Genomic DNA, 10,126 nt, shown 5'->3' with positions numbered 1-10,126 from the left:
GGGGTGGGGTGGGTGCGGGGGATCAGCCGGAGCTCGCCGTGCACGTCGGCGATCACCTTGCGGTACAGGGCTTCGAAGCGCTCCAGGGTGGCGGAGATCGCGTGCTGGGCGATCATCTCCGCGCTGGCCGCGCCCATCCGCTTGAGCATCTGCTCGTCACCGAGGACCTGCGCCAGGCGCGCGGCGAGCACCAGCACGTTGCCGGGTGGGAACAGCCAGCCGTTGCGGCCGGGGTGCACCAGGTGCGGCAACGCCATCGCGTCGGCGGCCACGACGGGCTTGCCCGCGGCCATCGCCTCCATGGTGACCAGGCTCTGCAACTCCGCGATCCCGGGCATGCAGAACAGGTCGCAGCGGGCGTAGGCCTGCACCAGCTCCTCGTCGCTGATCCGGCCGAGGAAGCGCACGCGGTCGGCGATGCCGAGCTTGTCGGCCAGCGCCGCGAGGGACTTCTCGCAGCTGCCGCCGCCGACGATCTCCGCGCGGACGTCCAGCTCCTCGGGCAGCTTCGCCATGGCGCGCAGCAGTTCGTCGACGCGCTTCTCCTCGTCGAGCCGGCCGACGAACAGGATCGTCTTCGGCGCGCCCGGGGTCCGCGACACGGGGGTGCCGCCGCGGTACTTGTCGATGTCGATGCCGCAGGAGATCGCCAGCGCCTCGCGACCGAGCTTGTTGGCCTGCAACAGCTCCACGGCTCGCGGTGTCGGAGCGGTGACCACCTGCGCCCTGCCGAAGACCTTGGCGAGGTCGCGGTAGGCCAGCTTCGAGGCGGTGCTGCGGAACCAGCGCGGGACCTTGGCGTGCGCGAAGAGGTTCTCCGGCATGAAGTGGTTGGTCGCCACGAGCGGGATTCCCAGCGCCGGTGCGGTCTTCGACAGCGCGCGGCCGACGACGAAGTGCGCCTGCGAGTGCACCACGTCGGGGCGGATCTGCCACAGCAGCTCCTCGGTCTCGGCCTTCACCTTCCACGGCACCGAGAACCTGAAGTTGTCGTAGAACGGCCATCGGTAGGACTTCAGGTGGTGCACGGTGATCCCGTCGACGGCGTCGACTCCGGCGAGCATCTCCGCGTCTGCGGCGGGAGCCGGGCACAGCACGTGCACCTCGTGGCCGACCGAGGCGAGGCCGACCGCGAGCCGGTGGGCGAAGTTGGCCGCGCCGTTGACGTCCGGCGGGAAGGTGTCGGCGCCGATGACGATCCGCAGTGGACGGTTGCTGGTCATGGTTCGGTCCTGTCCGTGAGGGGTGACGTGGCGTGAGCGGCGACGAGCACCCGCTCGGGATCAGCAGCACCCGAGGGTGCGGGTTTCTTGTTGTCGCGCAAGGCGATCAGGGTCACTCCGGCCAGCGCGACGGCGGCGCAGGCCAGTTCGAGGACGGCGACGGCGGGGCTGGTGCCCGCTGCCTCGCCGAGCAGTCCGACGCCCATGCCCACCGCGACCAGCGGGTCGACGACGGTCAGGCACGCGACCACCATGTGCGGGGGACCGCTGGCGTAGGCCTGCTGGACGCACCAGCCGCCGACCAGCAGCGCCCCGACGACACCGAGCACGGCCAGCGGATCGATCTCCCCGCTGAGCTGGAATCGTTGTGCGACAAGGCGGATCAGGACCGAGATCAGTCCGTAGGAGACGCCGCCCGCCACACCGAGCGCGAGGCAGCGCAGGCCACCGGAACTCAGCGCGCCGACGAGGCCGAGCACCGCGAGCAGGCCGACCGTGATCAGCAGCGCGTCGGTGGCGGCGGTCAGCGGCGGTAGCGAGGAGGTGGCGTTGCCCGCGGCCAGGACCACGAACAGCCCCATGCCGAGCGTGGCGGTGAGAACGGGCGCGAGACGTTGTGCGGTAAGGGGTTCGCCGGACCGGCGGGCGTCGAGCACGGCGGCGAGCACCAGGGCGAGCACTCCGACCGGCTGGACCACGATCAGCGGCCCGATGGCGACCGCGACGGCGTGCAGCGCGGTGCCGCCGACGAGCAGCGACAGACCGGCCAGCCATCGCCGATCGCGCAGCAAACCCAGCAGGGAAGCCATTTTCAGGCGCTCCCCGGTACTGGTCGCTCGCACTGTGATGGTGCGAACGGCGGAGTGCTGCAACCGAGCCGCACCCGCGTAACAGCAGGCGCCCAGCGCGGCCAGCGCAACGGCAAGCACGGTCAGTTCCATCACACGACCAACTCTTGTGGGCGTCGCCGAACGGAACCATCAGGGAATACCCCCGGACTACCCGGAACCTCTCAGTGCGAACTGAGGATCACCCCCCAGGGTTTCCTGGGGGTAGCCACAGTGCGAAGGCCGGGAACTACGGCGAAGAACACTGAGCCGGGCCCCTCGACGCGGGACCCGGCTCGGTGGTGGGAGAGGCTCAGACGTACTTGAAGGCGGGCACCACCCTCGTGCGGTCGGTGCCCTCCGGCATCCGTTCGACGATCCGGGCCCGCCAGCTCCCGTCGGGGTGTTCGACGGTGCGGTCCTCGGCCTCCTCGCGCATGGTCATCGGCCGGATCGGCAGCGCGACGAAGACGCCGTTGCCCAGGAGGGTGGGCAGCTCCTGGCCCTTCGGGCCGACGAGCGTCATCGATCGGACCTCCGGCGCGACCCGCCCGGAGAACCTGCTCACGAGCAGGCCGTTGACCGTGAGGGAGCCCGGTAGCACCGGTTCCGCCGCCGAGAGCGGCCGGTCGAGCCCCTGGCTGCCGTCACTGATCAGCGTCCCGAACTCGCTCCGGCCGTCCACGGTCCTGCACACACCGAGGTAGGCGTCCAGCCTGGCCACGACGGCCGTGCCGTGCGCGCCGAGGTCGAGCCGGAACGCCGGGGCCCAGCTCTCGGCGTCGGTCACGCGCCGGGGGCCCGTTGCCGATGCCTTGCTGATGCACGCGGCCAGCTCCACACCCAGCGGGGAACTCCGGTCCGCACCTAGCGGACGGTCGGTGACGGTGACCGCCGGAGTCGGCTCTGGGCGGCGGTGGCCGAGCTTGGTCACCCGGTGCCGTCGCACACCCCCGGCGGTCAGCGTCACCGCGCCGGCGTTGTCCGGTGGGGCGATCACGAACAACCCGTCGATGACGATGTCCCTCTGGTTGAAGCTCGACGACTTCGGAACACCGTTGCGCACCGTGTAGTCCTCGATCCGCGTGTCGACGGCGACGGAGTCGGGGCTGGTGCTGCCCGCGAGGAAACCGAACTCCGAGACGGCTTGCAGGCTCACGGTGTGATCCACGTGCTCGGTCCCGCTCGGCGCGGTGAACAGGTGCACCTGCGTCCTCGTGGCGTGGCAGAAGACCGGAACGCCCTCGTTCCTGATGGCGGTGAGGTGGCCGTTTCGTGTGTAGACGCGGAAGACCGCGCGCCAGCGGGAGGGCTGGCCGAACTGCTCCCCCTGGGCTGCTCGGCGGCAGCGCTCCAGGTCGACGTCCTTGTCCTTGGTCCTCTTGGCCACCTCGTTGTCGTGCTGGCGAGCCGAGAAGTCCGGCATGCCGCCGTCCTGGAGTCCCTCGTCCCCGGCTCCGAGCAGCAGGGGACCGCCGACCGCAGTGCCCGTCAGCAGCGTCACCGTGGCGAACAGGGCGCCGAGGGACTTGCGGGAGCGTCGGCGAGGGCGGTTCATCTCCTCGTTGAGCTTGGTCCGCATGCTCGCGCGCACCTCGAAGGGCAGCGCGCGCTTCGGGGGGAGGTCGAAGTCGCTCATCGGGAGGCTCCTTCGGGCAGGACCGCGCGCAGTTTCGCCCTGGCGCGGAAGATGCGGGCGCGGACGCTGGACTCGGCGATGCCGAGCGCGGACGCGGCGTCGGAGAAGGACAGCTCGCCGAGCAGGCACAGCTGCACGGCCTGGCGCTCGCCCCTCGGCAGCCGGTCGACGGCGGCCAGCACCTCGCGCACCCGGCGGTCGCCGTCCACCTGCTCGGCGACGCCGTCGGCGTGGTCCCGCACGACGCCGGGGTCGGGGAGGCGGTCCACCGCGCGCCGGAAGCGCATCAGCCTGCGCGTCTCCGTGCGGGCCAGGTTGCCCGCGACCGTGAACAGCCAGGGCAGCGCGCTCTCGGAGACCAGGACCATCTCGCCGCACTTGCGCCACGCGGTCAGGAACGTGTTCGAGGCGAGGTCCTCGGCGGTGGCCCACGAGCCGGTCAACCGGTAGGCGTGGTTCCACACGGCCTCGGCGTGCCGTTCGAACAGCTCGCCGAAGGCGTCGCGGTCGCCGTTGGCCGCGCGCAGCCACAGCTCGCGGTCGCCTGGGGGTTCTGTCACCGGCACGCTCCGTCCCGTCACCGCGAGCAGCCTCGTCGCAGTCGTCATACCGGGGAGTGGCCGCACCGCCCTCCGCCGTTGCGTCCCCGTCAGGTTCGTAGACTGGGCGCACCGGCGCACGACGACCCGCTCGCGGGGTCGAGCAATGTCAGAGGAGATACGTGACCGTTCAGCCTGTTCGCCTGTTCGGCGACCCCGTCCTGAGGACGAGGGCCACCGAGGTGGTGGACTTCGACAAGGAGCTGCGCGGTCTCGTGCGGGACCTCTGGGACACCATGGAGGCCCAAGGCGGCGCCGGTATCGCCGCCCCGCAGATCGGGGTGAGCCTGCGCGTGTTCACCTACCACTGCGACGGCTTCGCCGGGCACCTGATCAACCCGACCTTCGACGTGGTGGGCGATGAGGAGCAGGACGGGCCCGAGGGCTGCCTGTCGATCCCCGGGATGAGCTGGGACTGCCGCAGGCACCTGCACGTGGTGGCCAAGGGCTGGAACATGCACGGCGAGCCGGTCGAGGTCGAGGGCAGCCACCTGCTGGCGCGCTGCATCCAGCACGAGAGCGACCACCTCGACGGCGTGCTGTTCGTGGACCGGCTCGACGCCGAGACCAGGAAGCAGGCGCTGCGGGAGATCCGCGCCGCGGAGTGGTTCGACGGCGGCGTCCCGGTGATCAAGGAGAGCCCGCACCCGTTCTTCGGCAAGGGAGGCGCGTGATGAGGCTGGTCTTCGCGGGGACCCCGGAGGTCGCGCTGCCGTCGCTGCGCGCGCTGCTCGACGCGCCCCGGCACGAGGTGGTCGCGGTGGTGACCCGCCCCGACGCGCCCGCCGGTCGCGGCAAGAAGATGCAGCGCTCGCCAGTGGGCGCGCTGGCCGACGAGCACGGCATCGAGGTGCTGACCCCGGCCAAGGCGGGCGATCCCGACTTCCTGGCCAGGCTCGCCGAGCTGGAGCCCGACTGCTGCCCGGTGGTGGCCTACGGCGCCCTGCTGCCGCAGCGGTCGCTGGACATCCCCAAGCACGGGTGGATCAACCTGCACTTCTCGCTGCTGCCCGCGTGGCGTGGCGCCGCGCCCGTCCAGTCGGCCGTGCGCCACGGTGACGAGATCACCGGGGCGAGCACCTTCCGCATCGTCCGCGAGCTCGACGCCGGGCCGGTTTTCGGTGTGGTGACGGAGAAGGTGCGCGAGCGCGACACCGCGGGGGAGCTGCTGGAGCGGCTGTCGGTCTCCGGCGCGGACCTCCTGCTGTCCACTGTGGACGGCATCGAGGACGGCACGCTGGTCGCCGTCGACCAGCCCGCTGAGGGCGTCAGCCTGGCACCGAAGGTCACCGTTGACGACGCGCGCGTGGACTTCACCGCGCCCGCGACGGCGGTCGACCGCCTGGTGCGCGGGGTGACCCCGGAACCGGGGGCGTGGGCGTTGTTCCGCGAGGAGCGGTTCAAGCTCGGCCCCGTGCTCCCGACCGGAGACACCGGCTTGGCGCCGGGAGAGCTGCGGGTGGAGAAGCGGCGCGTGCTCGTCGGCACCGCCACCACCGCCGTGCAGCTCAGCGATGTTCAAGCGCAGGGCAAGAAGAGGATGGCCGCCACCGACTGGGCGCGCGGCACCCGCATCGAAGCTGGAGAACGACTCGGATGACCTTCAACCAGCCACGCAGGCGGGGCGGCTCGCGCAACTCGGGACCGCCGCGCGGGCGCACCGAGTCACCGAGGCGCCCGCCTGAGCTGGACCCGGCGCGGATGGCCGCGCTGGAGACGCTGCGCGCGGTGCGCGAGCGCGACGCCTACGCGAACCTCGTGCTGCCGAAGCTGTTGCGCGAGCGCAAGATCACCGGCAGGGACGCGGCGCTGGCCACCGAGCTCGGCTACGGGACGAGCCGTGCGCAGGGCCTGCTGGACGCCGTGCTCGCCGCGTGCTCCGACCGTCCTCTGTCCGAAGTGGACGGACGCGTGCTCGACGTGCTGCGGCTGGGCGCGTACCAGTTGCTGCGCACCAGGATTCCCGCGCACGCCGCTGTCGCCTCCAGTGTGGACATGGTCAGGGTCGAAGCCGGTGGCGGTGCGGGCGGATTCGCCAACGCCGTGCTGCGCAAGGTTTCCCAGCAGGACGAGCAGGCGTGGGTCGAACAGCTCGCCCCGTCCGCCGACACCGACCTGATCGGCAACCTCGCGCTGCGCACGGCTCACCCCAAGTGGATCGCCCAGTCCTTCGCCGACGCGCTCGGTGGCGCTCGTGACGAGCTGGCCGACGCCCTCGCCGCCGACGACGCCCGGCCCGGCGTGCACCTGCTCGCCCGGCCGGGGGAGATCAGCGCCGACGAGCTGGCCGCGATCACCGGTGGCGAGCCCGCGCCGTACTCGCCCTACGGCGTGCACCTGGACTCCGGCGACCCCGGTGACCTGGAGCCGATCCGCCAGCACCTGGCCGCCGTGCAGGACGAGGGCAGTCAGCTCGTCGCGGTCGCGCTCAGCCGCGTGCCCGTGAGCGGCAGCGACCAGCGCTGGCTGGACCTGTGCGCGGGCCCCGGCGGCAAGGCGAACCTGCTCGGCTCGCTCGTGGCGATCCAGGGCGGCACCCTCGACGCCGTCGAGCAGGCCGAGCACCGCGCCAAGCTCGTCCGCCAGGCCACCGAGGGCCTCCCGGTCACCGTGCACGTCGGCGACGGCCGCGACCCCGAGCTGCCGGAAGGCTCCTTCGACCGCGTGCTCGTCGACGCCCCGTGCACCGGCCTCGGCGCGCTCCGCAGGCGACCCGAGGCGCGCTGGCGGCGCAAGCCCGAGGACGTCGGCGGGCTGACCAAGATCCAGCGCGAGCTGCTGCGCTCGGCGTTCAAGCTGGTCAGGCCCGGTGGCGTGGTCGGCTACGTGGTCTGCTCCCCGCACCTGTCCGAGACCGTCGGCATCGCCGTCGACGCCGCTCGCCGCGCCCAGTTCGAGGTGATCGACGCGCGCGAGCACTTCCCCGGCGTCCCCGACCTCGGCGACGGGCCGTACGTGCAGCTGTGGCCGCACCGGCACGGCACCGACGCGATGTTCTGCGCGCTGTTCCGCCGCCCGGAGCAGTAGGGCGGCTTCGCGCAAGAGTGCTCGTGACCGCGCCGTGGGCGTCATCGGAAGGCGCTCGGCGCGGTCCACATGCGGGACAGGCTGTCCTAGTCGATCAGCAGTGACTCCAGCGCGGGTCGCAGAGGCGCGGTGATCTCCTTGGGTCGCCGCGTCTCGCGGTCCACGAAGACGTGGATGAAATGGCCTTCGGCGAGCAGGTCGTCATCGCGGTAGAGGCCGAGTTCATAACGGACGCTGGAGCGCCCGAGGTGGCCAACGCGCATTCCGACCGCGATCGTTTCCGGGAACGCGGCGGGTGCTTTGTACGAGCAGTGCGACTCCACGCATAGGCCGATCGTGTCACCGCCGTGGATGTCGAGGCCGCCGCTCTCGATGAGCCACGTGTTGATCGCGGTGTCCATGAACGAGTAGTAGGCCGCGTTGTTCACGTGGCCGTAGATGTCGTTGTCCTTCCACCGCGTCGGCACGTCCTGCCAGTGCACGTAGCTCACGCTGTCCCCTCTCTACGTGATCTTGCGGCGCGCGTAGTGCTGCCGCGCCTTCGCCCTGTTGCCGCACCGGGCCATCGAGCACCACTGCCGGTTGCGCGCCGGTGATCGGTCCACGAAGCGCAACCCGCACGTCTCCGCCGCGCAGATCCTGATCGTCGGCGGGCGCGCCTCCAACAACAGCTCGATCGCGTCCACCGCGACCGCCCCCAGCGCCGACGCCACCGGGTCCTCCGGCGTGAGCACGTGCGCGGTCAGCTCGCGGCGGGGAGTCAGGCGCACCTGGGGCGGCGGCTGGTGATGCCGCGCCGCCCATGTGTTGAGCGCGGCGATGTCGGCGTCGGCCAGCTCGCCCCGGAGCACGCGGTCGACGACCTCGCGCAGCTCCCGAATCGCCACGAGGTGCTCGGCGGTCACGTCTCCGTGCTCGGTCAGCTTGGCGAGCCGCAGCCACTCCGCGAGCGCGTCGGTGTCGTCGAGCAGTTCCCGGCAGCCGATCTTGCGGTCGCGCAGCGTGTTCACCAGGTCGACGCTCGCCCGCCCGCCGTCCCAGATCCAGTCCCGCATCGCCATCGTCCCCTCCTTGCCCGGAGAGTCTGCCCCAGCTACCGTCTCTAACCACCTTAGACGGTTAGGAGACGGTGATGGATGAGGTCGCCCAGGTGAACGGGCTGCGGATGCACTACCGGCGCGAGGGGGACGGGCCGCTCGTCGTGCTGCTGCACGGCTGGCCGCAGACCAGCCACTGCTGGCGCCACGTGCTCCCCGATCTGGCCCGCGATCACACGGTCATCGCCCCCGACCTGCGCGGATACGGCAGGACCGACAAGGCCAGGGACGGCTACGACAAGCGCACTATGGCCTCCGACGTTTCAGTGTTGATTGAAACTCTCGGTTTTTCCGGCGCGGCGGTCGTCGGGCACGATCGGGGTGCGCGCGTCGCCCACCGCTGGGCCCTTGATCGCCCGGACCAGGTGGAACGCCTCGCCGTGCTGGACGTGGTGCCGATGCGGGCGATGTGGCAGCGCATGGACGACAAGATCGGCGCGGCCTACTGGCACATGCTGTTCCACCTCCAGCCTGATCTGCCGGAGCGCCTCGTTGGCAATGACGTCGCCGGCTACCTCGGCCATTTCTTCGAGAAGTGGACCGTCAACCGCCACGGCCTCGACGCCGAGGCGGTCGCCGAATACGTCCGCGCTTTCTCCGCCCCCGGAGCGCTCCGCGCGGGTTTCGACGACTACCGCGCTTCCGTTTCGCACGACGCCGCCCTCGACGACGCCGATTTCGACGCTGGTCTCCGGGTGCATATGCCTGTTCTCGCCTTGTGGGGCGGAGCCGGGCTGCTCAATTCACTGCCCGCCCTGGAGATTTGGCGCGAGTACGCCACCGATGTCCGGGGCGGGCCCATTCCGGAGTGCGGCCATTTCCTGCCGGAGGAACGTCCTGCAGAGGTTCTGGCGGAGCTGCGTGCTTTCCTGGCTTAGCCGTCAGGCCAGGAGTGTGCCCGGGGCGGCCTGGTACGGCTGGAAGAAGTCGTTGGCGGTCGCTCCCTCAAGGGTGAGCACCAGCGCCGGTACCGCCATCCCGTCGATCTGTTCGCGGATGATGTCGGCGTGCCCCGCGTGCCGGGCGCACTCCTCGATCAGGTGCACCAGGAAGTACCGGGCGTTGATCGGCCGAGCGTCGAAGATCCCGTGCCACGGCGCGGGCGGCGACACCGCGTCGGCGGCCGGATCGCTCCCCGCGATCGCGTCCATCAGCTCAGCGCGCAGCTGGTCGAAGTCCTTGATCGTCCCGGCCACGGTCTCGTCGTCGCGCACCGTGAAGCTGTCGGTGAACTCGGCCCATGCCGCCTCGTCCATCGGCTGCTCGGTGACCGTGGTTTCCAACCGCTCCAACGCTCCGCGCATGACGAAGGCCGTGTGCTTGATGATGCCTCCCACCGACAGGGCGCTCCGGCACGGCGTCTCGCGCGCCTGCTCTTCGGTCAGGCCGAGGGCAGCGGCGCGGATGGCCGTGAGCTGCTCACCGATGTAGTTGACCAGGCCGGTGATCTCATCGTGCTGAGCGGGTGCGTACATCGCGGTGCCTCCAGGTTTCGGTGTTGGAGGCGAGTCTGCCAACCATTGCGGTCAACTTCTGTCCTCGATCAGAACGGGGCGGGTTCGGCGATGGGCGTGGGGTGGACGTCTTCGGTCTTCCCGCTCGGTGTCGTCCAGGTGTGGGTGCCGTCGTCTTGGTTGGTGCAGGTCCAGTTGGAGTGCGTCTTCATCCGGTGATGCCGACGGCACTTCGGCCTCAGGTTGTCGATCGTGGTGTT

General features: G+C 70.9%; 11 protein-coding genes. 4 read left to right on the top strand and 7 right to left on the bottom strand.

The genetic code is table 11. From position 1 onward, the window contains the following. The 4 genes from CCN37_RS34425 to CCN37_RS34410 form a co-directional block, all read right to left on the bottom strand. Positions 1 to 1,223: glycosyltransferase (locus CCN37_RS34425; RefSeq protein WP_143261948.1), on the bottom strand; the 1,223-nt coding region annotated here is incomplete at its 3' end. After that, the gene (locus CCN37_RS34420) at positions 1,220 to 2,032 is read right to left on the bottom strand and encodes a hypothetical protein (RefSeq protein ID WP_210408332.1); all 813 of its coding nucleotides are present in this window, start codon (positions 2,030 to 2,032) and stop codon (positions 1,220 to 1,222) included. The genes CCN37_RS34420 and CCN37_RS34425, both read right to left, overlap by 4 nt. Before the next feature lie 331 nt (positions 2,033 to 2,363). Next, positions 2,364 to 3,689: a hypothetical protein gene (locus CCN37_RS34415; protein WP_086829078.1), complete on the bottom strand. Its 1,326-nt coding sequence runs from the start codon at positions 3,687 to 3,689 to the stop codon at positions 2,364 to 2,366. After that, on the bottom strand, positions 3,686 to 4,297 hold the full coding sequence (locus tag CCN37_RS34410) for an RNA polymerase sigma factor (RefSeq protein ID WP_086829076.1): 612 nt from the start codon (positions 4,295 to 4,297) through the stop codon (positions 3,686 to 3,688). Before CCN37_RS34410 ends, CCN37_RS34415 begins: the two co-directional genes overlap by 4 nt. A 113-nt stretch (positions 4,298 to 4,410) precedes the next feature. On the opposite strand from CCN37_RS34410, the gene def reads away from it, so the two are divergent. The 3 genes from def to CCN37_RS34395 are packed head-to-tail and all read left to right on the top strand — an operon-like array spanning position 4,411 to position 7,315. Continuing rightward, positions 4,411 to 4,962: a peptide deformylase gene (gene def, locus CCN37_RS34405; protein ID WP_086829074.1), complete on the top strand. Its 552-nt coding sequence runs from the start codon at positions 4,411 to 4,413 to the stop codon at positions 4,960 to 4,962. Then, a complete protein-coding gene (fmt, locus tag CCN37_RS34400) occupies positions 4,962 to 5,888 on the top strand; it encodes a methionyl-tRNA formyltransferase (RefSeq protein WP_086829084.1) in 927 nt (308 codons plus the stop codon). The genes def and fmt overlap by 1 nt, the downstream gene beginning before the upstream one ends. Further along, positions 5,885 to 7,315: an RsmB/NOP family class I SAM-dependent RNA methyltransferase gene (locus CCN37_RS34395; RefSeq protein ID WP_086829072.1), complete on the top strand. Its 1,431-nt coding sequence runs from the start codon at positions 5,885 to 5,887 to the stop codon at positions 7,313 to 7,315. The genes fmt and CCN37_RS34395 overlap by 4 nt, the downstream gene beginning before the upstream one ends. Before the next feature lie 86 nt (positions 7,316 to 7,401). Here the strand turns inward: CCN37_RS34395 and CCN37_RS34390 are convergent, their stop codons facing one another. Then, positions 7,402 to 7,806 carry a thioesterase family protein gene (locus CCN37_RS34390; RefSeq protein WP_086829069.1) on the bottom strand — a complete coding sequence of 135 codons (405 nt, stop codon included), beginning with the start codon at positions 7,804 to 7,806 and terminating at the stop codon, positions 7,402 to 7,404. A gap of 12 nt (positions 7,807 to 7,818) precedes the next feature. Then, complete coding sequence (locus CCN37_RS34385; RefSeq protein WP_210408331.1) at positions 7,819 to 8,376, bottom strand: CGNR zinc finger domain-containing protein; 558 nt, start codon at positions 8,374 to 8,376, stop codon at positions 7,819 to 7,821. A 71-nt stretch (positions 8,377 to 8,447) separates the two neighbouring features. On the opposite strand from CCN37_RS34385, the gene CCN37_RS34380 reads away from it, so the two are divergent. Continuing rightward, positions 8,448 to 9,290 carry an alpha/beta fold hydrolase gene (locus CCN37_RS34380; protein WP_086829067.1) on the top strand — a complete coding sequence of 281 codons (843 nt, stop codon included), beginning with the start codon at positions 8,448 to 8,450 and terminating at the stop codon, positions 9,288 to 9,290. A 3-nt stretch (positions 9,291 to 9,293) separates the two neighbouring features. On the opposite strand, the gene CCN37_RS34375 is transcribed toward CCN37_RS34380, so the two are convergent. After that, on the bottom strand, positions 9,294 to 9,887 hold the full coding sequence (locus tag CCN37_RS34375; protein ID WP_086829064.1) for a DinB family protein: 594 nt from the start codon (positions 9,885 to 9,887) through the stop codon (positions 9,294 to 9,296). Positions 9,888 to 10,126: the final 239 nt, after the last annotated feature.

It is taken from the genome of Allokutzneria sp. NRRL B-24872 (assembly GCF_002155965.1).
Taxonomy (GTDB): domain Bacteria; phylum Actinomycetota; class Actinomycetes; order Mycobacteriales; family Pseudonocardiaceae; genus Allokutzneria.
This window is presented reverse-complemented; position numbering and strand designations above follow the sequence as displayed.

Coding starts and splice junctions, on each gene's coding strand:
- CCN37_RS34420 (WP_210408332.1), bottom strand. CDS start 2,032: ATGGCTTCCCTGCTGGGTTTGCTGCGCGATCGGCGATGGCTGGCCGGT.
- CCN37_RS34415 (WP_086829078.1), bottom strand. CDS start 3,689: ATGAGCGACTTCGACCTCCCCCCGAAGCGCGCGCTGCCCTTCGAGGTG.
- CCN37_RS34410 (WP_086829076.1), bottom strand. CDS start 4,297: ATGACGACTGCGACGAGGCTGCTCGCGGTGACGGGACGGAGCGTGCCG.
- fmt (WP_086829084.1), top strand. CDS start 4,962: ATGAGGCTGGTCTTCGCGGGGACCCCGGAGGTCGCGCTGCCGTCGCTG.
- CCN37_RS34395 (WP_086829072.1), top strand. CDS start 5,885: ATGACCTTCAACCAGCCACGCAGGCGGGGCGGCTCGCGCAACTCGGGA.
- CCN37_RS34385 (WP_210408331.1), bottom strand. CDS start 8,376: ATGGCGATGCGGGACTGGATCTGGGACGGCGGGCGGGCGAGCGTCGAC.
- CCN37_RS34380 (WP_086829067.1), top strand. CDS start 8,448: ATGGATGAGGTCGCCCAGGTGAACGGGCTGCGGATGCACTACCGGCGC.
- CCN37_RS34375 (WP_086829064.1), bottom strand. CDS start 9,887: ATGTACGCACCCGCTCAGCACGATGAGATCACCGGCCTGGTCAACTAC.